The following is a 22,569-nucleotide window of genomic DNA, read 5'->3' as shown; positions in this document are numbered from 1 at the left end:
CGGTCAGAGGAAGGTGCGGCCCTCGCCCCGGTACGTCGGGACGGTGGCCGTCACCCGGTCGCCCTCGACGAGGTGCAATTCGTCGAAGCGCTCGCACAGTTCCCCCGCCTTGGCGTGGCGGAACCAGACCCGGTCGCCGATCAGCAGATCGTCGGCCGGGCCTCCGAGCAGCGGAGTCTGCACCTCGCCGGCCCCCTCCTGGGGGTCGTAGCGCAGGCCCTGCGGGAGGTACGGGACCGGCAGCCGGTCCGCGCCGGCCGCACCGGAGGCGGGGTACCCGCCACCGAGGACGGTGACCACGCCGACGCCGGGCCTGCGGACCACCGGCTGGGCGAACAGCGCCGCCGGGCGGCCCCGGAAGGACGTGTAGTTGTCGAACAGCCTCGGCACGTAGAGCCCCGAGCCGGCGGCGATCTCCGTGACCGCGTCCTCGGAGGCCGTCTGCTGGACGCTGCCGGTGCCGCCGCCGTTGACGAACTCCAGGTCCGGCACGATCGCGCGGACGGCCCGTACGGCCTCGGCGCGGCGGGCCGCGAGCTCCTTGCGGGCGGCGGCCTGCATGAGCCGGATGGCCCGGGAGCGCAACGGGCGCCCGGCGAGGGCGTCTCCGACGCCGGCGACGTGGCCCTCGTAGCCCATGATCCCGACGACCCGGAAGCCGGGGCGGGCTCGGACGGTACGGGCGAGGTCCGCGAGCTGGGCCGGCTCGCGGAGCGGCGAACGGCGGGCGCCGACGCGGAACCTGCCGCCGAGGAGGTGGAGGGCGGTGTCCAGCTCCAGGCAGACACGGATCTCCTGGGTCCCCCCGTCACGCGCCCCCTCGATCAGCTCCAACTGGGCGGGGTCGTCCACCATGACGGTGACGGCCGCGGCCAGCTTGGGGTCACCGGCCAGCTCGGCGAAGCCGGTGCGGTCGGCGGAGGGGTAGGCGAGGAGCACGTCCTCGAATCCCGAGCGCGCCAGCCAGATGCTCTCGGCGAGGGTGTACGACATGATCCCGGCGAAACCGGGCCGGGCCAGGACCCGTTCGAGGAGCGCGCGGCAGCGGACGGACTTGCTGGCGACCCGGATCGGCTTGCCGGCCGCGCGGCGGACGAGATCGTCGGCGTTGGCGTCGAAGGCGGCGAGATCGACGATGGCCAGGGGCGCGTCGAGGTGCGCGGTGGCCCGGTCGTAGCGGGCTCGGTCTCCACCGGCGGGAAGATTCATGGGCGGCAGCCTGCCAGATGGTCTTACCGGTGGGTAGGGGTCAGCGGCCGCGGCCCGGGCCCGGCCTTCGCCCGGAGAGCCGTCCCGGCCTTCGCCCGGCGAGCCGTCCCGGCCCCGGGGCCGGGACGGCGAGGGCGCGTAGAGTACGGGGTGGCAGCCGGACGGAACGGGGGGCGGAGCCGCCGGATGAGTGCGTCTACACCGCAGGCCGCGGCCTGGTCCGAGCCCGTGGCCGAATCCGAATCCGAATCCGGATCAGGGCGGTGCGGGGCCGGTCGCGGCGTCGCCGTCGTGGTGTGCGCCGTACTGGGGGTCGCCCTCCTCGGCGGAGCCGGGGTCGGCGGATGGGCGCAGCAGCGCGACGCCCAGCGGCCCCTGGCCGCCGCGGCCGCCTATCGCAAGGCCGGATCCCTGTGGCGCGAGACGCCCGTGGACACCCTGGTCCCGCCCGTCCTCGACGGCGCCGACGCCGGCCCCGGCGGGGCCGACCGGACCTGGATCCGGGTCGCGCTCGCCCCCGACTCCGACTGCGGGCCCGCGCTCGCCGCCGACTGGCGGGCGGCCCTCGCCGCCACCGGATGCACCCGCGTCCTGCGCGCCACCTACAGTGACGCCACCCGCAGTTCACTCGTCACCGTCGGCCTGGTCTTCACCCCCGCCGACGCCGCCGGGATGGCGACCCTGCGCGGACGCCTCCCCGCCCCGCCCGGCTACGGCTTCGCCGACAGCCAGCGCGCCGCCTGGACCGCGTCCGTGGTTCCCGACGCCCCCGTCGTCGTCTACGCCGTCTCCGCGTTCACCGACGGCCGCACGCTCGACTCCCCCCGCCCCGCCGAGGACATGATGCGCAAGGACGCCACCGGAGCCGTCGCCCAAGCGGGCCTCGGCCACGCCGCCCAGGCCGTCGCCGAGCGCATGGAGCGCGCCGTACACACCCTCGCCGCACCCACCGCCCCTGCCGGAAACCCGCGATGACCCGCCGGTGGACCGCCGCGCCGGCGGCCGGCGCCCGCCCCGCCGGACGCGCCGAGCGCCGAGCCCTTCAGGTCCGTTCCGCCCGTCCGTTCCGTTCCGCCGGTTCCGCCCGTTCCACCCCGACGGCTCGCTCCCGGGCCGCCGTCGGCCTCGTGCTCGGGGCCCTGTTCGTCGGCGCCGGCGCCGCTCCGGCCGCCGCCGACAACATCCGCGAGCGGCAGTGGGCCCTCACCGCGCTGCGGGCCGAGGAGGCCTGGGGGATCACCCGGGGCGCCGGGGTCACGGTCGCCGTACTCGACACCGGGGTCGACGGCACCCACCCCGACCTCGCCGGGCAGGTCCTGGAAGGGGCCGACCTCATCGGCATGGGCGCCGGGCGCGGCGACCGCGCCTGGGCCCGGCACGGGACCGCCATGGCGGGGATCATCGCCGGGCACGGCCACGGCGGCAACCGCCGCCAGGGCGTCCTCGGCATCGCCCCGCTGGCCAAGATCCTCCCCGTCCGCGTGATCCTCGAAGAGGGCGACCCCGGCCGGGCCGAGGCCCGCGAGAGCAAGGGCGGCGCGCTCGCCGAGGGCATCCGCTGGGCCGCCGACCACGGCGCGAACGTGATCAACCTTTCCCTCGGCGACGACAGCGACTCCGCCCACCACGAGGCCGCCGAGGACGAGGCCGTCCAGTACGCCCTCGCCAAGGGCGTGGCCGTCGTCGCGTCGGCCGGCAACGGCGGGCGCCAGGGCGACCACGCCTCCTACCCGGCCGCCTACCCCGGGGTCATCGCCGTCACCGCCGTCGACCGCGGCGGCAAGAAGGCCCCCTTCTCCACCAGCAACTGGTACGCCACCGTCAGCGCCCCCGGCGTCGACGTCGTCATCGCCGACCCCGACCGCTCCTACTACGAGGGCTGGGGCACCAGCGCCGCCTCCGCCTACGTATCCGGCGCCGTCGCCCTCGTCAGGGCCGCCCGCCCGGACCTGTCCCCGGCCCAGCTCAAGAGGCTGCTGGAGGAAACCGCCTCCGACGCCCCGCCCGGCGGGCGCGACGACTCCCGCGGCCACGGCCTCGTGGATCCCGTCGCCGCCCTCCAGGCCGCCGACGCACTGCGCGCCGAGCCGCCGGTCCCCGCGCCGGTCGCCGCCGGGCGGCCGTACTTCGGCCCCGGCCCCGAGCCGGTACGGGCCGCCGATCGCGGCGCCCGCCTCGGGGTCCCGGTGGCCGCGGCCACCGGGCTGGCGCTGCTCGTCCTGGCCGCCGTACTGGCCCGGCGTCCGCGGGGCGCCCGGCGGGACCGCGGCCGGGGCCGGGATAGGGTCGGGTAACTGTGGCGAACAAAAACATTCCCGACCCCGGCTTCTCCGACGACGACGGCTCCGCCGACCCCCGGTTGAGCGCGGCCCTGGCCGCCTGGTCCGAGGACCGGGCGAAGGAGCCGGAGCTGCTGGCCGCCCTCAGGGGCGCCCGCCTGCTGGTCCCGGTCGTCGCCGTGCTCGGCGAGGTCGAGACCGACCCGGAGAGCGGCCTGAAGCGCGAGAAGACCAGCGACATGGCCGTGCCGACCCTGCGGGCGGGGGACCGGCGGGCGCTGCCCGCGTTCACCTCGACCGCCTCGCTGGCCCTCTGGGACCCGGCCGCCCGCCCGGTCGCCGTACCCCTGCACCAGGCATTGGCCGCCGCCGCGCACGAGAAGGCCGACACGGTGGTCCTGGACCTGGCCGGCCCGGTCACCTACCAGCTGACCGGCCCCGCACTGCTCGCGCTCGCCGAGGGCCGCACCGACGCCGGCCCACTGGCCGATCCCGCGGTGCGGGAAGCCGTACGGGCCGCCGTGTCCGCCGAGCCCGCCGTGCTCCGCGCCCACCTCGGCCCGGGCGGGGCGGACGCCGACGGAACCCTCGCGATCGTGCTGGGCGCCGGGGCGCAGGGGGCCCAGGCCGCCGCGGCCCGCCGCCTGGCCGAGGCCCTGGCCGCCGACGAGACCCTGCGGGCCCGCCTCGTACGCGGACTCGACCTGGCGCTGCTCCCCCAGGAGGCCCCGGCCCCGGCCGGGGAGCCGCTCTTCACCCGCTGAGCACCGGGAACGCGGGAAGGGCCGGGGCAATGCCCCGGCCCTTCCCCGTGTACGGCGTACGGCTCAGCCGAAGACCGGGCCCGTGAACTTCTCGCCCGGACCCTGGCCCGGCTCGTCCGGGACGATCGAGGCCTCGCGGAAGGCGAGCTGCAGCGACTTCAGGCCGTCGCGCAGCGGAGCCGCGTGGAAGGAGCTGATCTCGGTGGCGCTCGCCGTGACCAGGCCGGCCAGGGCCGTGATCAGCTTGCGGGCCTCGTCGAGGTCCTTGTGCTCCGAGTCCGGCTTGTCCAGGCCCAGGTTGACCGCCGCGGCGCTCAGCAGGTGCACGGCCACCGTGGTGATCACCTCGACGGCGGGCACGTCCGCGATGTCGTGGGTCATGGCGTCGTAGTCGGGGGCGTCCGGCGTGGCGCCGGCCTCGGTGGCGGGGGTGGGGGTCGCGTCAGTCATGCCTCACACGATAAGCCGGGCCGCGCAGGCCGCTGACCGGGCCCTGCTCCGATCACGGCCGGAGCCGGCCGGGTGAGCGGACCCGGCGCGGAATGCTATATTGAACTGACGACCGGCCGGAGACGCATGTCCCCGGCCCACAAGTGGAGGCTCCGCTCTCCCACCCGACCACCCTCCGGGGCGGCGGGTCACCGGTCAGGTGGCATCCATCGTTCCGTACGGACGATGGAAAGCTGCCCGAGTCTGCGCCCCGCGATCGCATGCGGCGGTGCTCCGGTTGTATTGGAGCCCCTGCCTGTGCCCGGCGGGGCATTTTTCATGTTCCGCCGCGGTTGGTCTGACGACATCAGACGTCAGCGGCTGTCTGCCAGGCAGCCGTGTGGTGCTACCGAGGAGGATCCATCAGCACCGAGCCCCGCATCAACGACCGGATTCGCGTTCCCGAGGTACGACTCGTCGGTCCCAGCGGTGAGCAGGTCGGCATCGTGCCGCTTGCCAAGGCCCTTGAGCTGGCGCAGGAGTACGACCTCGACCTGGTCGAGGTCGCGGCGTCCGCACGCCCGCCGGTCTGCAAGCTCATGGACTACGGCAAGTTCAAGTACGAGTCGGCCATGAAGGCCCGTGAGGCGCGCAAGAACCAGGCGCACACGGTCATCAAGGAAATGAAGCTCCGGCCGAAGATCGACCCGCACGACTATGACACCAAGAAGGGTCACGTCGTTCGGTTCCTCAAGCAGGGCGACAAGGTCAAGATCACGATCATGTTCCGTGGTCGCGAGCAGTCCAGGCCGGAACTCGGCTACCGACTGCTGCAGCGTCTCGCTTCGGACGTCGAGGACCTCGGGTTCATCGAGTCGAACCCGAAGCAGGACGGCCGCAACATGATCATGGTCCTCGGTCCGCACAAGAAGAAGACCGAGGCGATGGCCGAAGCCCGCGAGGCGCAGGCCGCCCGCAAGGCCGAGCGCCAGGGTGTCGCCGCCGACGAGGCTCCTTCCGAGGAAGCTCCCGTCGAGGAGGGCACCGAGGTCCTCTCTGCCGAGGCCGACGCCGAGGCCGAGGCCGAGGTCGAAGCCCCCGAGGCCGCCTCTCCCGAGGCACCGGCCGAAGCCTGATTCCGAGGCAGCCTGTCTCGGATCACCGACACAACATGACGCTCCCTGGCGCCGGTCCCCTTAACCGGACCGGCGGGGGCGCCACCGACGAGGAGATAACGGCGCTATGCCGAAGAACAAGACGCACAGCGGTACCAAGAAGCGCTTCAAGATCACCGGCTCCGGCAAGGTGCTCCGTGAGCGTGCCGGCAAGCGCCACCTGCTCGAACACAAGTCGTCCCGTGTCACCCGCCGCCTCACCGGCACCGCGGAGATGGCCCCCGGCGACGCCGCGAAGATCAAGAAGCTTCTCGGCAAGTGATGTTCTCCGCTCCCGTGCAGGGAGCGGATGAGCGTCAAGACCGGGACCCCATCGAATTCGGGCCGTGTGAAGACACCCACGGCCCCGCTACAAGGAGTTAAAAAGTGGCACGCGTCAAGCGGGCAGTAAACGCCCACAAGAAGCGCCGGGCGATCCTCGAAGCGGCCTCCGGCTACCGCGGTCAGCGTTCGCGCCTGTACCGCAAGGCCAAGGAGCAGGTCACCCACTCGCTGGTCTACAACTTCAACGACCGCAAGAAGCGCAAGGGCGACTTCCGTCAGCTGTGGATCCAGCGCATCAACGCCGCTGCCCGCCAGAACGGCATGACGTACAACCGCCTCATCCAGGGTCTGAAGGCCGCCAACATCGAGGTGGACCGCAAGATCCTCGCGGAGCTGGCCGTCAACGACGCCAACGCCTTCGCCGCGCTCGTCGAGGTTGCGCAGAAGGCGCTCCCGGCCGACGTGAACGCCCCGAAGGCCGCTGCCGCCGCCTAAGCAGCAGCGAGCAGCAAGCCCTTCACAGGCTTCAGCCCGGACCCGCAGGCCCTGTGCCTGCGGGTCCGGTGCGTTGTGGCCGATCCACCTGTTTCGACCCGCAGTACGCACGGAAGCGAGCCGACCGCCATGGGTACCCCCGCCCCCGCCGAGCTGATCTCCCCCCGATCCCCGCGGGTGGCCGCCGCCAGGCGCCTGGCGCGGCGCAACTTCCGCACCAAGGAGCGCCGGTTCATCGCCGAGGGCCCGCAGGCCGTCCGCGAGGCCGTCGAGCACCGGGGCGCGGGCGGCGCCTCGACCCTGATCGAGCTGTTCGCGACCGTGGAGGCCGCCGAGCGCCACGACGCGATCATCGAGGCCGCGCTGGACGCCGGGGCGCGCGTCCACTACGCCTCCGACGAGGTGCTCGCCGAGGTCTCGCAGACCGTCACCCCGCAGGGCCTCGTCGGCGTCTGCCACTTCCTCGACTCCCCCTTCGAGGAGATCCTGGCGGCCCGGCCCAAGCTCGTCGCCGTCCTCGCGCACGTCCGTGACCCCGGGAACGCCGGCACGGTGCTGCGCTGCGCCGACGCCGCCGGCGCGGACGCGGTCGTACTGACCGACGCCTCGGTGGACCTGTACAACCCGAAGTCCGTACGGGCCTCCGTGGGCTCCCTGTTCCACCTGCCGGTGGCGGTGGGCGTCCCCGTGGAGCAGGCCGTCGAAGGGCTCCGGGCAGCCGGCGTACGGATCCTGGCGGCCGACGGGGCCGGCGAGGACGACCTGGACGCGGAGCTCGACGCGGGCACGATGGGCACCCCCTCGGCCTGGGTCTTCGGCAACGAGGCGTGGGGCCTGCCCGAGGAGACCCGGGCGCTCGCGGACGCCGTCGTTCGCGTCCCGATCCACGGCAAGGCCGAGAGCCTGAACCTCGCCACGGCCGCCGCGGTGTGCCTCTACGCGTCCGCGCGTGCACAGCGGGCTCCCGGAGGGTGCCGCTCCGTGACCCCCAGCTAGTAATGTGGCGGCCCGGGGGCCCACTGCGCTACTCGGAGATGTGGGGTACGGGGACATGACCGTCGGTACGAACAGCTCGCCAGGGGCCGTGACGGCGTCCGGGACGCCGTCCCTGGCGGCCGTGCCCCCACAGGGCTCGGGCCGCGCCGCACCGGCCGCGCCCGGGGCGCAGGAGCCCCGAGAGCCGCACGAACCCCGCGAGACCCGTGATGCGGCCGGGTTCGCGGAGTTCGAGGCCCTCGGCATCGACCCCGACGACCTCCCCGACGGGCTCGTCGTCGCCGATGCCACCGGCCGCGTGATCTGCTTCAACTCCGCCGCCGCCCGGATCACCGCTCTGGTTCCCGGTGAGGCGCTCGGCGTACGGATCGAGCGGGCGCTGCCGCTGGAGGACCTCGACGGCCGCCGCTGGTGGACGCTGACCGACCCGTACGGGGGCCTCGCCACCCGGCGCGGCCAGCCCGAGCGCAACCTGCTGCTGCCCGGCGGCCGCGAGGTGCTCGTCTCCGCCCGGTACGTGCGCACCCACCCCACCGGCCCGCTGCGCCGCCTGGTCGTCACCCTGCGCGGCACCGAGGCGCGCCGGCGCACCGAGCGCAGCCACGCCGAGCTGATCGCCACCGTCGCCCACGAGCTGCGCTCCCCGCTGACCTCCGTCAAGGGCTTCACCGCCACCCTGCTCGCCAAGTGGGAGCGGTTCACCGACGACCAGAAGCGGTTGATGCTGGAGACCGTCGATGCCGACGCCAACCGCGTCACCCGCCTCATCGCCGAGCTCCTCGACATCTCCCGCATCGACTCCGGCCGCCTGGAGGTGCGCCGCCAGCCGGTGGACATCGCGACCGCCGTGGGCCGCCACGTCCAGGCGCTCACCGCGAACGGGCAGGCGCCCGACCGCTTCCTCGTACGGGTCACCTGCGCGCTCCCCGATCTGTGGGCCGATCCGGACAAGATCGACCAGATCCTCGGCAACCTCCTGGAAAATGCGGTGCGGCACGGAGAGGGAACGGTCACCATCGACGTATCGCCGACCAGCCTGACGAACGCAGCGGGCAAGACCGAGAAGGGAACCGCCGTCACCGTGACCGATGAGGGCCCCGGTATCCCCGAGGAGTCGATGGGACGCGTCTTCACCCGCTTCTGGCGGGGCAGCAAGCGCGGTGGCACCGGCCTGGGCCTGTACATCGTCAAGGGCATCGTCGAGGCCCACGGCGGCACCATCACGGTCGGCCGCGGCCCCGGAGGCGGCGCCGAGTTCCGATTTATCCTGCCCGTGGGCGCGCCGGCCTACCTCACGCAGTAGTCCTGCGGAGGGTCTCGCCAGGCGGCCCACGGGCTCCTTCACCCCCAGCGACCTTTAGACTCGTCCTTTGGCACCTTTGTGTCCTTGTGCCGAGCGCGCCCTGCGTGTCGCGCGGGGGACCCACCAGCCAGCCATCGGAAGTACGGGAAGAGATGTCGGCACCGAACAAGTCGTACGACCCTGTCGAGGTCGAGGCACTGAAACCGGAAGAGATCGAGCGCATGCGGGACGAGGCGCTCGCCGCCTTCGCGGCCGCCGGCGACCTCGACGCGCTGCGTGAGGCGAAGACCGCGCACATGGGCGACCGCTCGCCCCTGGCGCTCGCCAACCGCGAGATCGGCGCCCTGCCGCCGCAGGCCAAGGCCGAGGCGGGCAAGCGCGTGGGCCAGGCCCGCGGCGCCGTGAACAAGGCCTTCGGGGCCCGCACGGTCGCGCTCGAAGCCGAGCGCGACGAGCGGGTGCTGGTCGAGGAGGCGGTGGACGTCACGCTGCCCCACGACCGCGTCCCCGCCGGTGCCCGGCACCCCCTGACCACGCTGATGGACCGCATCGCGGACATCTTCACGGCCATGGGCTACGCGGTGGCCGAGGGCCCCGAGGTCGAGGCGGAGTGGTTCAACTTCGACGCCCTCAACTTCACGCCCGACCACCCGGCGCGCCAGATGCAGGACACCTTCTTCGTCCAGGGCCCCAAGGGCACCGAGGGCGACGAGTCCGGCGTCGTGCTGCGCACCCACACCTCCCCGGTGCAGGCGCGCTCGCTGCTCGACCGGGAGCCGCCCGTGTACGTGGTGTGCCCGGGCCGGGTGTTCCGCACCGACGAGCTCGACGCGACGCACACCCCGGTGTTCCACCAGGTCGAGCTGCTCGCCGTCGACGAGGGCCTGACCATGGCCGACCTCAAGGGCACCCTGGACCACATGGTCCAGGCGCTCTTCGGCAAGGACATGACCACCCGGCTGCGCCCGAACTTCTTCCCGTTCACCGAGCCGTCCGCCGAGATGGACATGCAGTGCTACGTGTGCCGCGGCGAGTCGGTGGGCAACCCCGACCGTCCGTGCCGTACCTGCTCCAGCGAGGGCTGGATCGAGCTCGGCGGCTGCGGAATGGTCAACCCCAAGGTGCTCATCGCCTGCGGTGTGGACCCGGAGAAGTACAGCGGATTCGCCTTCGGGTTCGGCATCGAGCGGATGCTGATGTTCCGCCACAACGTCGAAGACATGCGAGACATGGTCGAGGGTGACGTCCGGTTCACCCGGCCGTTCGGGATGGAGATCTGATGCGGGTCCCGCTTTCTTGGCTGCGGGAGTACGTCGACCTGCCCGCGGGCGAAACCGGTCGTGACGTGCAGGCCAAGCTCGTAGATGCCGGCCTTGAGGTCGAGAGGGTCGAGCAGCTCGGCGCCGGTCTCAAGGGCCCCCTGGTCGTCGGCCAGGTGCTGACCATCGAGGAGCTTGAGGGCTTCCGCAAGCCGATCCGTTTCTGCACGGTCGACGTCGGCCGGGCCAACGGCACCGGCGAGCCGCAGGAGATCGTCTGCGGCGCCCGGAACTTCTCCGTCGGCGACAAGGTCGTCGTGGTCCTGCCCGGTGCCGTCCTGCCCGGCGACTTCGCGATCGCCTCGCGCAAGACGTACGGCAAGACCTCGCACGGCATGATCTGCTCCGGCGAGGAGCTGGGCATGGGCGACGACGGCACGCACGGGATCATCGTGCTGCCGCCCGAGCACGAGGTCGGTACCGACGCGATCGAGCTGCTCCAGCTCATCGACGAGGTCCTCGACATCGCCGTCACCCCGGACCGCGGCTACTGCCTGTCGATGCGCGGTGTGGCCCGTGAGACCGCCACCGCGTACGGCCTGCCGCTGCGCGACCCGGCGCTGCTCGACGTGCCCGCGCCGAACTCGTACGGCTACCTGGTCAAGATCGACGACCCGGCCGGCTGCGACCGCTTCACCGCGCGTACGGTGACCGGCCTCGACCCCGAGGCGAAGTCCCCGATCTGGCTGACGCGGCGCCTGCAGAAGGCCGGCATGCGCTCGATCTCGCTCGCCGTCGACATCACCAACTACGTGATGCTCGAACTCGGCCAGCCGCTGCACGCGTACGACCGCTCCCGCCTGGACGGCGCGATCGGCGTGCGCCGCGCCGAGCAGGGCGAGAAGTTCACCACCCTCGACGGGGTCAAGCGCACGCTCGACGCCGAGGACCTGGTGATCACCGACAACAGCGGGCCGATCGGCCTCGCCGGTGTCATGGGCGGCGCCAACACCGAGATCGCCGAATCCGTGACCGACCCCGAGACCGGCATCGTCTCGGGCACCACGGACGTCGTCGTCGAGGCCGCGCACTTCGACGCGCTGACGATCTCGCGCTCCGCCCGCCGCCACAAGCTCGCCTCCGAGGCCTCCAAGCGCTTCGAGCGCGGCGTCGACCCGCAGGCGGCCTCCGCGGCCGCGCAGCGGACCGTCGACCTGCTCGTGCTGCTCGCGGGCGGCACCGCCGAGGCGGGCGTCACCGAGCTCACGGCCCCGGGCGCCCCGCGCACCATCGCGATGCGCGCGGACCACCCGGACCGGGTCGCGGGCATGGACTACGGCCGCGAGACCGTCGTCCGCCGCCTCCAGGAGGTCGGCTGCGACGTCTACGGCCAGGACGAGCTCGTCGTGACCGTCCCCTCGTGGCGGCCCGACCTCGCCGAGCCCAACGACCTCGCCGAAGAGGTCATCCGGCTGGAGGGCTACGGGAACCTCCCGTCGACCCTGCCGAAGCTGCCCTCCGGCCGCGGTCTGACCGCCCGGCAGCAGCTGCACCGCCGGGTCGGCCGCGCGCTGGCCGGCGCGGGCTACGTCGAGGCGCTCAGCTACCCGTTCGTCGGCGAGGGCGTCTTCGACCAGCTCCAGCTGCCCGCGCACGACGCGGCCCGCCAGGTGGTCAAGCTGGTCAACCCGCTCTCCGACGAGGAGCCGGCGCTGCGCACCACGCTGCTGCCGGGCCTGCTGGGCGCGCTGCGCCGCAACGACAGCCGGGGCAGCCACGACCTGGCCCTCTTCGAGACGGGCTCGGTCTTCCGGGCCGGTCCGCAGCCGGGTGTGGCCGTACGGCTGCCCGTCGACCGGCGTCCCACGGCCGAGGAGATCGCCACGCTGAACGCCGCCCTGCCGGCCCAGCCGCGGTACGCCGCGGTCGTGCTGGCCGGTGCGCGCGAGCAGGCCGGCTGGTGGGGCAAGGGCCGTCCGGCCGACTGGGCGGACGCGGTGCAGGCCGCGCGCTCGCTGGCCGCCGAGGCCGGTGTCGAGCTCGTCGTGCGCCAGGGCCAGTACGGGCCGTGGCACCCCGGTCGCTGCGCCGAGCTGCTCGTCACCCTGGACGGGGTGGAGACGGTGATCGGGCACGCCGGTGAGCTGCACCCGCGCGTCGTCAAGGCGATGGGCCTGCCGGCCCGCACCAGCGCCATGGAGCTCGACCTGGACCGCCTCGCGGCGGCCGGCGGCGAGGCCGTGGAGGCGCCCCGGATCTCCACCTTCCCGGTGGCGACCCAGGACGTCGCGCTGATCGTCGACGCGTCCGTCCCGGCGGCCGACGTCGAGACCGCGCTGCGCAAGGGCGCCGGCGAACTGCTCGAATCCCTGCGGCTGTTCGACGTGTTCACCGGCGAGCAGGTCGGCGAGGGCAAGAAGTCCCTGGCGTACGCGCTGCGCTTCCGCGCGGCCGACCGCACGCTGACCGCGGAGGAGTCCACGGCCGCGCGTGACGCGGCGGTGGCGCTGGCGGGCGAGCGTACGGGCGCGGTGCTGCGCGGCGCGTAGCCGCCGAGTGGTGTGATGCCAGAGGGGCGTGTCCGGTCTTCCGGGCACGCCCCTGCGGCATTGCGGGGGAGGGAGGCCCCGCTCACTCATTCGGGTGAGAGCGCCGCTGCGCCGTGCGGGCGGGCAACTCGTCGAGGAGGGGGCTCTGTTGGTGTCGCGCAGTGACCGGCGACCCCTGACCGGAGGGGGACCGCACACCGGGCCCGGTGGGAGGGCCCGGCGCGCGTTCCACGGCCCCTGCCGGGGCCCGGCGACCAACCGGGCGCCGGCGGAGCCGGAGCGCGCCGCCCGCCTGCCATGGAGTGTCGGGCAGACAGCAAGGCGGACGGCGCGGTGCGGGTCGTCGCACTGTACGAGGGGGAGCCGACGACCCGGGCTGCCTCTTTGGCGAGGCTCTTAAGTGAAGCGTCCCCAGGGCTCGTTGCGGGAGAGTGCGTTTCGCATTTATGCGCGTAGTCGGTTCACACCCTGTGTGAATCGAAAGGAGTACACCCCGTGTGAACCGCGCACCCACTAGCCTGAGACCGAAGAGCCCTTGGAGGGGCCCATGCAGCCCAATGCCCTTCTCGACGCCCTCCTTGCCGAGGCGGCCATGTCCCACGCCGGACTCGCGGCGCACATCAACCAGGCGGGCCGGTCCCGCGGGCTCGCCCTGCGCTACGAACACACCGCCGTCACCCGGTGGTTGAAGGGGCAGCGGCCGCGCGGCCAGGTGCCCGACCTGATCTGCGAGGTGCTCGGCGGCCGGCTCCGGCGCCCGGTGTCACTGGACGACGTCGGGCTCGGCCTGCCCGGCCAGCCCGCGTCCCCGCACGGCTCCCCGCTCAGCGGCTTCGTCGACCGGGCCGCCGCCCTGTGGCGCTCCGACGAGCAGGGCCGCGTCCAGCTGTTCACCGCCGAGGCCGTCACCGGGACTCCCGCCGTGATCCCGGTCTGGGAGTGGGAGAACCCGCCCGAGGACGCCGACGTCTCCCGTGACGGGCCGAACAGGATCGGCCCCGAGCACATCGAGATCCTGCGGGCCGCCCGCGCCCACTACGAGCTGATGTACCGGAGGGCCGGCGGGGTGGCCACCCGGGCCCGGATCGTCCGCTTCCTCGGCAGCGAGACCGCGCCGATGCTCCGGGGCAGCTACCCCGACGGGCTCGGCCGCCAGCTGCACCGGGCCACCGGGTCCCTGGTGGCGGTGGCCGGCATCTGCGCGTACGACTCGGACGCCCACGGGCTCGCCCAGCGCTACTTCCACCAGGCGCTGCGGCTCGCGAAGGCCAGCGGGGACCGGGGGCTCGGCGCCTACGTCATCGCACTGATCGTCAACCAGTCCCTGCACCTGCGGGAGTACCGCCAGGCCGTCGCCTTCGCCGAGGCCGCGCTGCGCGCCGCGGGCCGGCACACCACCCCGGCCCTGACCGCCGACCTGTACGCCATGCAGGCCAAGGCCTACGCCCAACTCGGGGACACCGCGGCCGCGCTGGCCTGCATCCGCAACGCCGAGGCGGCCGCCGAGCGGATCCGGCCCGGCACGGAGCCGGACGAGACGGGGTACGTGCAGCCGGGGCTGGTCAACGTACAGGTGGCCGAGGCACTCCTCAGCCTGGGTGACCTGCACGCCGCCCACGAGCAGGCGACGGCGGCGGTCGGGACTCCGGCGCACGACCGCGGGCGGGTCCACCGGCTGGCGATGCTGTGCGAGATCCAGCTGCGCCAGGGCGAGGCGGACCGGGCGGTGGCGGCCGCCGCCGAGATGGCCGAACGGGCCAAGGGCATGGAGTCGCTGCGACTGCGGGACCGGCTCCGGGCGGTCCGCGAACAGCTGCTGACCAGCGGGTGTTCCGGCGCGGAGGAGACCGCGCAGCTGATCGACGGGGCGCTGCGCGTTCCCCTGTGAGCGCGCGAACTGCTGCCATGTTGCCACCTACTCGAACGGAAGGTGGCACAACCGTGCAGTGGACGAACCTGAGTGAGCAGACCGTGTACAAGAACCGCTGGTTCGACGTGAACCTCGCCGATGTGGAACTTCCCGACGGCCGGCACCTGGACCACTTCGTGATCCGGCTGCGGCCGGTCGCCGTCGCCACGGCCGTCAACGAGGCCAACGAGGTGCTGCTGCTGTGGCGGCACCGGTTCATCACCGACAGCTGGGGCTGGGAACTGCCCGCCGGCGTGGTCGAGGACGGCGAGGACATCGCGGCCGCCGCGGCCAGGGAGATGGAGGAGGAGTCGGGCTGGCGGCCCGGGCCCCTCCACCACCTGATGACCGTCGAGCCGGCCAACGGGCTGACCGATGCCCGCCACCACCTCTACTGGGCGGACGGGGCGACGTACATCGGACATCCCGAGGACGACTTCGAGTCCTCGCGCCGCGAGTGGGTGCCGCTCAAACTCGTGCCGGACATGATCGCGCGCGGCGAGATCCCGGCCGCCAACATGGCGGCCGGGCTGCTGCTCCTGCACCATCTGCGGCTCGGCTGACCGCGCCGGCCGCCGGCCGCGGGCCCGCGGGCCGCGGCGGTACGGGAGCGGCCGTACGGGCGGATCAGCCGTACGGGTAGAAGCCCGAGCCGGTCTTGCGGCCGAGGCGGCCGGCGTCGACCATCCGCTGGAGCAGCGGGGGAGCGGCGTACAGGGGCTCCTTGTACTCCGCGTACATCGAATCGGCGATCGAGGCGATCGTGTCGAGGCCGATGAGGTCGGAGAGCTTGAGCGGACCCATCGGGTGGGCGCAGCCCATCTCCATGCCGTTGTCGATGTCCTCGCGGCTCGCGATGCCGGACTCGAACATCCGGATCGCCGACAGCAGGTAGGGGACCAGGAGCGCGTTGACGACGAAGCCCGACCGGTCCTGGGCGCGGATCGCGTGCTTGCCCAGGACCTTCCCCACCAGGGCCTCGGCCCGCTTGATGGTCTCCTCGCTCGTGGTCAGCGCCGGGATCAGCTCGACGAGCTGCTGCACCGGGGCCGGGTTGAAGAAGTGGATGCCGATGACCTGGTCGGGCCGCGAGGTCGTGACGGCCAGCTTGACCAGCGGGATCGAGGAGGTGTTGGAGGCGAGGATCGCGTCCGGCCGGGTCATCACCTGGTCGAGGACCTGGAAGATCTCCGTCTTGACCTGCTCGTTCTCGACGACCGCCTCGATGACGAGGTCGCGGTCGGCGAACTCGCCGAGATCGGTGGTGAAGGTGAGGCGGGCCAGGGTGGCGTCCCGCTCCTCCTCGCTGATCTTGCCGCGTTCGGCGGCCTTGGTCAGCGAGTTGTGCAGCCGGGTGCGCCCGATCTCCAGGGCCTCGCCGGTGGTCTCGGCGACCTTCACCTCAAGGCCGCTGCGAGCGCACACCTCGGCGATGCCCGCGCCCATCTGGCCACAGCCCACTACGCCGACCCGGGTGATGTCGGAAGGGAGGTCAGTCACTTCGTGCCTTTCGCTGCTCATCCGTCGGCGGGTCCCCCGTGCTGCGCAGTGTCACTGCGTCCCGGCGCCCGCCACGCCCCACGACGTTACCCCCGACCTTCACCTTGGCGGGGGGCCGGGGCGGGCATGCTGTCAGATGCAGGGCACTGTCACGCAACGGAACGGAGTCGTCACATGGCGTACATCGGGCGTCGGGGGCTGCTGGCGGGGGCCGCCGGGCTGCTGGCCGCGACGGGCGGAGCGGTCCCCGCGCGGGCGGCGGGCGGGCGCGCTCCGCGCGGGAAGGCGGCTGCCGAGTTCCGCGCGATGTGGATCGCCTCTGTGGAGAACGTCGACTGGCCCTCCGAGAGCGGGCTGGACGCCGCGGACCAGCGCGACGAGCTGATCCGCCTCTTCGACACCGCGGTCGCCCGCCGCCTGAACGCCGTGATCCTCCAGGTCCGGCCCGCCGCCGACGCGATGTGGCCCGGGGCCCGCGAGCCCTGGTCGCAGTGGCTGACCGGGGAGCAGGGCGAGGACCCGGGCTGGGACCCGCTCGGCACCGCGGTCGCCGAGGCGCACGCCCGGGGGCTGGAGCTGCACGCCTGGTTCAACCCGTACCGGGTGGCCAACCACACCGACCCCGATCGCCTGGCCGAGAACCATCCGGCCCGGCGCAATCCCGACTGGACGGTCGCGTACAACAAGAAGCTGTACTACAACCCCGGGCTGCCCGAGGTGCGCGCCTTCGTGCAGGAGGCCATGCTCGACGCCGTCTCCCGGTACGAGGTGGACGGGGTCCACTGGGACGACTACTTCTACCCCTACCCCGTCGAGGGGGAGGAGTTCGACGACACCGACGCGTACGAGCGCCACGGTGGCGGCTTCGCCTCCCGCGCGGACTGGCGGCGGGGCAACACCGACGCGCTGGTGCGCGAGATGTCCGAGCGGGTGCGGACGGTCCGCCCGGCGGCGCGCTTCGGCATCAGCCCGTTCGCGGTCTGGCGCAACAGCGAGCGGGACCCGCTGGGTTCGCCGACGCAGGCGGGGGTGGAAACGTACGACGACCTGTACGCGGACACCCGCAAGTGGGTCCGGGAGGGCTGGATCGACTACATCGTGCCGCAGGTGTACTGGCAGATCGGCCATCCGACCGCCGATTACGCGAAGCTCGTTCCCTGGTGGGCGCAGACGGTGGCGGGCACCGGCGTGGCGCTGTACGTGGGCGAGGCGCTGTACCGCTGCGACCGGGGCAGTGCGACCGCCGCCTGGCGCGATCCGAAGGAGCTGTCCAAGCACCTGACGTTCGCCCGCGATTACCCCGAGGTCCGCGGCCACGTCTACTTCTCGGCGAAGCAGGTGGTCGCGGACCCCAATGGTGCGATGGCCAGGGTCGTCGCCGACCATTACCCGACGGCCGTGCCGCCGAGGTGAGGCGGGGACCGTGCGGGGCCGGTCCGGCCGGTCCGGATGCGTCGTGCGGGTGCGGGTGCGGTCAGTGCGTGGGCTCCGTCGGGTGCTTGACGACGCAGTCGGGGCCCGGGGACATGACTGCCTCGTGACCGTCGGCGAAGCGGACCCGGTAGGGCGGGGTGCCGTTGTCGCCGAGTACCTGAGTGATTTCGCCGACCTTGTCGTGCTGGCCCACGATCCTGCCGTGCTGAACCAGCTGGTCGCCCTCGGTCGCGCGCATGGTTGACCTCCTCGGAGGCGGTCCGTATCGGTGACAGCATTTTACGGCGGTTTGCCTCGTTTAGGCCCGCTGGGTCACGGCGATGCAGACCAGGACCGCGCAGGCGGCGGCCGGGGCGGCGGGGGACAGGTGCTCGCCGAGCAGTGCCACGGACCAGACCAGGGTCAGCAGCGGCTGGGCGAGCTGGAGCTGACTGGCCCGCGGGGCGCCGATCTCCGCCATCCCGCGGTACCAGACGTACAGTCCGAGGAAGGTGGAGCCGGCCGCCGCCCAGACGAGCCCGGCCACCCCGTGGCCGCTCAGGCGGACCGGCTCGTACGCGAGCCCCAGCGCGGAGCCGGCCAGGCTGAGCGGCAGGCACAGCACCAGCGCCCAGCCGATGACCTGCCAGCCGGGCAGGACGCGGGCGAGGCGGCCGCCCTCGGTGTACCCGGCCGCGCAGACCAGCAGGGCCCCGAAGAGGTACCCGTCGCCGGCCGAGAGGGCGCCGCCGCTCTGGGCCAGGGTGAAGCCGAGCACGACGGCGGCCCCGGCCACGGCCGCGCCCCAGAACCGGCGCGAGGGGCGGGCGCCGGTGCGCAGTGCCGACACGGCGGCCGTGGTCAGCGGGAGCAGGCCCACCACGACGGCGGCGTGCGAGGTGGTGGAGGTGGTCAGCGCCAGCGTGGTGAGCAGCGGGAAGCCGACGACGACTCCGGCGGCGACCACGGCGAGGCCGGCCCAGTGCGCGCGGGCGGGCAGCGGCACGCGCCCGGCCAGGAGGAAGGCCCCCGCGATGAGCGCGGCGAGCAGGCTGCGCACGGCGACGAAGGACCAGGGGCCGAAGCTCTCCAGGCCCCAGGCGGTGGCGGGGAAGGTCAGCGAGAAGGCGATGACGCCGAGCCCGGCGAGTGCGGTACCGCCGGTGGCCCGGCGGCCGAGGCCGCCGCGGCGCCCGCCCGTGGCGGACCGGTGTGCGGGATCCTCGACCGCTATCGCCATGCGGGGAGTAGCGCTATTCTGTGCTGTCATGTACGAGCGTAGCAGCGTGGCCGAGCTGGCGGAATCTCTGCGGTCGGAGCTCGACCGCTACTCGGTGGGTGGAAAGCTCCCATCGAGCCGGGCCCTGGTCGATCGCTACCGGGTCAGCCCCGTCACCGTCTCCCGCGCCCTCGCGCAGCTGGCTGCCGAGGGGCTGGTCGTCACCCGGCCCGGCGCCGGGGTCTTCCGTGCCCGGCCCCGTACGGCGGTGCCCGCGCCCGGGGACACCTCCTGGCAGGAGGTCGCCCTGAGCGCGGAGGGCGCGGGCGAGGTGGTCCCGCGTTCGGTGGACGCCTCCGGGGTGCTGGCCTGCCTGGCCGCGCCGCCGTCCGGGGTGATCGGGCTCAACAGCGGCTACCTGCACCCCTCGATCCAGCCCGAGCGGGCCATGGCCGCCGCGCTGGCCCGGGCGGGGCGGCGCCCCGGGGCCTGGGAACGGCCGCCCATGGAGGGGCTGCCCGAGCTGCGCGACTGGTTCGCCCGGGAGATCGGCGGGGCCGCCGGAGCCGTCGGGGCCGCCGACGTACTGATCACGGCGGGCGGCCAGAGCGCGCTCACCACCGCCCTGCGGGCGCTGGCCCCGCCCGGGGCGCCGATCCTCGTGGAGTCCCCGACCTACCCCGGGCTGCTCGCCATCGCCCGCGCCTCCGGATGCCGGCCGGTGCCCGTCCCGGTGGACGCCGACGGGGTCCGGCCGGAGCTGCTGGCCGCGGCCTTCGAGGCGACGGGTGCGCGGGTGTTCGTATGCCAGCCGTTGTTCCAGAACCCGACGGGTGCGGTGCTGGCTCCCGGGCGGCGGGCCGAGGTGCTGCGGATCGCCCGGTCCGCCGGAGCCTTCGTGGTGGAGGACGACTACGCCCGGGCCCTCGCCCACGAGGACGCCGGCCCGCTGCCCCCGACGCTGGCCGCCGAGGACCAGGACGGGGTCGTCGTCCACGTCCGGTCCCTGACGAAGGCCACGTCGCCCAGCCTGCGGGTGGGCGCGCTCGCCGCGCGCGGCCCGGTGCTGGACCGGCTGCGGGCGATCCAGGTCGTGGACTCCTTCTTCGTGTCCCGGCCGCTCCAGGAAGCCGCCCTGGAGCTGGTCGGCGCTCCCGCCTGGCCCCGCCACCTGCGGGCCGTCGCCGCCGAGCTGCGCCACCGGCGGGACCTGCTCGCCGGCGCCCTGCGGCGGGAGCTGCCCGGACTGACCCTGTCCCATCTGCCCTCGGGCGGCTATCAGTTGTGGGTACGCCTGGCCGAGGGCGAGGACGACGCGGGCTTCGCGGCGGCGGCCTTGCGCGCCGGGGTGGCGGTCGCCGCGGGCCGCCCGTACTTCTGCGCGGAACCGCCCGGCCCCTACGTGCGGCTCAGCTTCGCCGGGGTCTCGGGCGCGGCGGAACTGGGCGAGGCCGTACGCCGGCTGCGCTCGCTCGGCGCCCCGGCCTGACGGCTGGAGCCGGTCCGCCGCGCCGCCCTACCCTGCGGACATGGACGGCATCAAGATCACCATCGCCACCGACCGGGTCGGCGCGGGCCTGTCCGGGCGGATGCTGGGCGTGATGCGGGACCCCGCCCGCGTCCGCGGCTTCGCCGAGGTGGTGGCTCCCGTGCGGCCCGGCGGCAAGCCGGCCGGGCCCGGGACCCCGATGGAGGAGTGCGCGTACCGCACGCGCGGGGACGGTCTGCCGTACGACCCGTGGCTGCGGGTCCACGTCCGCGCGGGAGCCGTGATCGACTCGGTGGCCCTGCTGTCGATGACGATCACCGGCTCGCTCGCGGAGTGGCGGGAGTGGACGCCCGCACCCCCTAGGGGGTGATGATCGCGAAGTCGGGGTCGGGCTCGGTGAGGTGGCCGGTCAGCTCGGCGAGCCGGGCCGGGTCGCCCGAGACCTCGGCCCGGCCCCGGGCCACCAGGTCGGTGAGCGCGGCCCCGCCGAGCAGGAGCGCGCGCAGGGTGGGCTCGTCCAGGGCGATCTCGACGTCCGGCTCGCCGGCGGCCGGCCCGAGGCCCCGGACGTGGGTGAGCACGCCGTTCTTCAGGCGCAGGGTGCTGGGATCGCCGCCGTCGGTGAACCGCCAGCGGACGGTGACGTCCGCGTCCCAGCTGCTCGGGCCGTCGACGCGGATCGCCAGTGAGTCGAAGAGCTGGTCGAGGGTCAGCGTGTTGATCAGGTCCTCGGAGGCGGTGGTCGCGCAGGTGCCGACGGGGCCGTGGCGCAGTTCGTGGGCGCCGGTCAGGTAGAAGTTGCGCCAGGTGCCGTTCTCGCTGCCGTAGCCGAGCTGCTCCAGGGCGTCGGCCTGCAGGGCGCGGGCCCCGGCGTGGTCGGGGTCGGCGAACACGACGTGGCCGACGACCTCGGCGACCCAGCGGAAATCGCCCTGCGCGTAGGACTGGCGGGCGCGGCGCAGGACCTCTTCGGCGCCGCCCATGAAGTCGACGTACCGCACCGCGGCCTCGGTGGGCGGGTGGGCCCACAGACGGGCCGGGTTGCCGTCGAACCAGCCCATGTACCGCTGGTAGACGGCCTTGGCGTTGTGGCTGACGGAGCCGTAGTAGCCCTGGGTGTGCCAGGCGCGCTCCAGCGCGGGCGGCAGGCGCATCTCCTCGGCGATCTCCGGCCCGGTGAGCCCCTGGTTGATCATGCGCAGCGTCTGGTCGTGCAGGTAGGCGTACAGGTCGCGCTGCTCGGAGAGGAAGGCGAGCGCGTCCTCGCGGCCCCAGACGGGCCAGTGGTGCGAGGCGAAGACGACGTCGGTGGCGGCCCCGAAGAGCTGGACGGTCTCGGTCAGGTACCGGGCCCACTCGTGCGGGTCGCGGACCTGGGCGCCGCGCAGCGTGAGCAGGTTGTGCAGGGTGTGGGTGGCGTTCTCGGCGGTGCACAGGGCGGCGTGGTCGGGGAAGTGGATGTTGAGTTCCGCCGGGGCCTCGGTGCCCGGGGTCAGCTGGAACACCATGCGGATGCCGTCGACCGTTTCGCCCTGCCCGGTACGGGTGACGGCGAGGGTCGGCGGGATGAGGGTGACCGTGCCGGTCGACGTCGTGGGGCCCAGCCCCGAGCCGATCTGGCCGCGGGGGCCCTTGGGCAGGGCGGCGCCGTACATGTACGTGGCGCGGCGGCTCATGGCGGTGCCGGCGTAGACGTTCTCGCTGACGGCGTGTTCGAGGAACCCCTCCGGGGCGAGCACGGGCACCCCGGCCGCGACCTCCTCGACGCTGATCACGCCCTTGACGCCGCCGAAGTGGTCGGCGTGGCTGTGGGTGTAGAGGACGCCGGTGACGGGGCGCTCGCCGCGATGGCGGCGGTAGAGCGCGAGTGCGGCGGCGGCGGTCTCGGCCGAGATCAGCGGGTCGATGACGAGGACGCCGCGCTCGCCCTCGACCAGCGTCATGTTGGACAGGTCGAAGCCGCGCACCTGATAGATCCCGGGGACCACCTCGAACAGTCCGTGCCCCCTGGTCAGTCCGGACTGGCGCCACAGGCCCGGATGGGCGGTGGGCGGGCAGTCCCCGTCGAGGAACCCGTAGGCGTCCAGGTCCCACACCACGCGGCCGTCCGCGTCCCGGATGGCGGCTTCTCCGGCCGTGCCGAGGAAGCCCCGGCGTTCGTCCTCGGAATCGCGGGTGTCGTCGAAGGCGGAGCTCCGCCGCGCGCAGTCGTTGGCCTGCGCCACGACGGCTTCGGCGTCCGCGGAACCGGCTTTCATCGTGTTGCCTCCCCATCGGGCCCCGGTACCACTCCTGACCGCCATCCTCCCGTGCCCCC

General features: G+C 73.6%; 20 protein-coding genes and 1 pseudogene. 15 read left to right on the top strand and 6 right to left on the bottom strand.

The window, feature by feature from the left end:
• Positions 1-3: 3 nt before the first annotated feature.
• Positions 4-1,209, bottom strand: a complete 1,206-nt coding sequence (locus tag AB0M92_RS13180; RefSeq protein WP_366102223.1) for an amino acid deaminase/aldolase — start codon at positions 1,207-1,209, stop codon at positions 4-6.
• 186 nt (positions 1,210-1,395) lie between these two features.
• On the opposite strand from AB0M92_RS13180, the gene AB0M92_RS13175 reads away from it, so the two are divergent.
• From AB0M92_RS13175 to AB0M92_RS13165, 3 genes are read left to right on the top strand one after another with little or no spacing between them, the layout of a single operon-like run.
• On the top strand, positions 1,396-2,184 hold the full coding sequence (locus AB0M92_RS13175; protein ID WP_366102222.1) for a hypothetical protein: 789 nt from the start codon (positions 1,396-1,398) through the stop codon (positions 2,182-2,184).
• Positions 2,181-3,503 carry a type VII secretion-associated serine protease mycosin gene (gene mycP / locus AB0M92_RS13170; protein ID WP_366102221.1) on the top strand — a complete coding sequence of 441 codons (1,323 nt, stop codon included), beginning with the start codon at positions 2,181-2,183 and terminating at the stop codon, positions 3,501-3,503. Before AB0M92_RS13175 ends, mycP begins: the two co-directional genes overlap by 4 nt.
• A gap of 2 nt (positions 3,504-3,505) precedes the next feature.
• Complete coding sequence (locus AB0M92_RS13165) at positions 3,506-4,252, top strand: SseB family protein (protein WP_366102220.1); 747 nt, start codon at positions 3,506-3,508, stop codon at positions 4,250-4,252.
• A gap of 63 nt (positions 4,253-4,315) precedes the next feature.
• Here the strand turns inward: AB0M92_RS13165 and AB0M92_RS13160 are convergent, their stop codons facing one another.
• Entirely contained in the window at positions 4,316-4,702 is a 387-nt protein-coding gene (locus AB0M92_RS13160; RefSeq protein ID WP_366102219.1) for a DUF1844 domain-containing protein, read from the bottom strand.
• 377 nt (positions 4,703-5,079) lie between these two features.
• On the opposite strand from AB0M92_RS13160, the gene infC reads away from it, so the two are divergent.
• From infC to AB0M92_RS13115, 9 genes are all read left to right on the top strand, one after another.
• Entirely contained in the window at positions 5,080-5,817 is a 738-nt protein-coding gene (infC, locus tag AB0M92_RS13155) for a translation initiation factor IF-3 (RefSeq protein WP_366102218.1), read from the top strand.
• 106 nt (positions 5,818-5,923) lie between these two features.
• The gene (gene rpmI / locus AB0M92_RS13150) at positions 5,924-6,118 is read left to right on the top strand and encodes a 50S ribosomal protein L35 (RefSeq protein WP_030157249.1); all 195 of its coding nucleotides are present in this window, start codon (positions 5,924-5,926) and stop codon (positions 6,116-6,118) included.
• A gap of 104 nt (positions 6,119-6,222) precedes the next feature.
• A complete protein-coding gene (gene rplT / locus AB0M92_RS13145) occupies positions 6,223-6,615 on the top strand; it encodes a 50S ribosomal protein L20 (protein ID WP_030860181.1) in 393 nt (130 codons plus the stop codon).
• Positions 6,616-6,744: 129 nt separating this feature from the next.
• Entirely contained in the window at positions 6,745-7,611 is an 867-nt protein-coding gene (locus AB0M92_RS13140) for an RNA methyltransferase (RefSeq protein WP_366102217.1), read from the top strand.
• Positions 7,612-7,666: 55 nt separating this feature from the next.
• Positions 7,667-8,914 (top strand): ATP-binding protein, encoded by a 1,248-nt coding sequence (locus AB0M92_RS13135; RefSeq protein ID WP_366102216.1) that lies wholly within the window; start codon positions 7,667-7,669, stop codon positions 8,912-8,914.
• 152 nt (positions 8,915-9,066) lie between these two features.
• Positions 9,067-10,194, top strand: coding sequence for a phenylalanine--tRNA ligase subunit alpha (gene pheS, locus AB0M92_RS13130; protein WP_366102215.1), 1,128 nt, complete (start codon positions 9,067-9,069; stop codon positions 10,192-10,194).
• Positions 10,194-12,722: a phenylalanine--tRNA ligase subunit beta gene (gene pheT / locus AB0M92_RS13125; RefSeq protein ID WP_366102214.1), complete on the top strand. Its 2,529-nt coding sequence runs from the start codon at positions 10,194-10,196 to the stop codon at positions 12,720-12,722. The genes pheS and pheT overlap by 1 nt, the downstream gene beginning before the upstream one ends.
• A 547-nt stretch (positions 12,723-13,269) precedes the next feature.
• Complete coding sequence (locus tag AB0M92_RS13120; protein ID WP_366102213.1) at positions 13,270-14,610, top strand: transcriptional regulator; 1,341 nt, start codon at positions 13,270-13,272, stop codon at positions 14,608-14,610.
• Positions 14,611-14,663: 53 nt separating this feature from the next.
• A complete protein-coding gene (locus AB0M92_RS13115) occupies positions 14,664-15,194 on the top strand; it encodes an NUDIX domain-containing protein (protein ID WP_030157262.1) in 531 nt (176 codons plus the stop codon).
• A 64-nt stretch (positions 15,195-15,258) separates the two neighbouring features.
• On the opposite strand, the gene AB0M92_RS13110 is transcribed toward AB0M92_RS13115, so the two are convergent.
• Positions 15,259-16,152, bottom strand: a complete 894-nt coding sequence (locus tag AB0M92_RS13110) for a 3-hydroxybutyryl-CoA dehydrogenase (RefSeq protein WP_366102212.1) — start codon at positions 16,150-16,152, stop codon at positions 15,259-15,261.
• A 153-nt stretch (positions 16,153-16,305) separates the two neighbouring features.
• On the opposite strand from AB0M92_RS13110, the gene AB0M92_RS13105 reads away from it, so the two are divergent.
• Entirely contained in the window at positions 16,306-17,544 is a 1,239-nt protein-coding gene (locus AB0M92_RS13105; protein WP_366102211.1) for a family 10 glycosylhydrolase, read from the top strand.
• 61 nt (positions 17,545-17,605) lie between these two features.
• Here AB0M92_RS13105 and AB0M92_RS13100 read toward each other — a convergent pair whose 3' ends face one another.
• Entirely contained in the window at positions 17,606-17,803 is a 198-nt protein-coding gene (locus AB0M92_RS13100) for a DUF1918 domain-containing protein (RefSeq protein ID WP_366102210.1), read from the bottom strand.
• A 60-nt stretch (positions 17,804-17,863) separates the two neighbouring features.
• Entirely contained in the window at positions 17,864-18,814 is a 951-nt protein-coding gene (locus AB0M92_RS13095) for a DMT family transporter (protein ID WP_366102209.1), read from the bottom strand.
• Here AB0M92_RS13095 and AB0M92_RS13090 point away from each other — a divergent pair.
• On the top strand, positions 18,813-20,252 hold the full coding sequence (locus AB0M92_RS13090; RefSeq protein ID WP_366102208.1) for a PLP-dependent aminotransferase family protein: 1,440 nt from the start codon (positions 18,813-18,815) through the stop codon (positions 20,250-20,252). The genes AB0M92_RS13095 and AB0M92_RS13090 overlap by 2 nt on opposite strands.
• A gap of 49 nt (positions 20,253-20,301) precedes the next feature.
• A pseudogene (locus AB0M92_RS13085) lies at positions 20,302-20,601 on the top strand (N-acetyltransferase); the annotation flags it as partial.
• A gap of 10 nt (positions 20,602-20,611) precedes the next feature.
• Here AB0M92_RS13085 and AB0M92_RS13080 read toward each other — a convergent pair.
• Entirely contained in the window at positions 20,612-22,510 is a 1,899-nt protein-coding gene (locus AB0M92_RS13080) for an alkyl sulfatase dimerization domain-containing protein (protein ID WP_366102207.1), read from the bottom strand.
• Between the last annotated feature and the right edge of the window lie 59 nt (positions 22,511-22,569).

Source organism: Streptomyces sp. NPDC051582 (genome assembly GCF_040681715.1).
In the GTDB taxonomy this organism is placed as follows: Bacteria; Actinomycetota; Actinomycetes; order Streptomycetales; family Streptomycetaceae; genus Streptomyces.
Note: the sequence above shows the minus strand (reverse complement) of the source record. Positions and strands in the feature narration are given on the sequence as shown.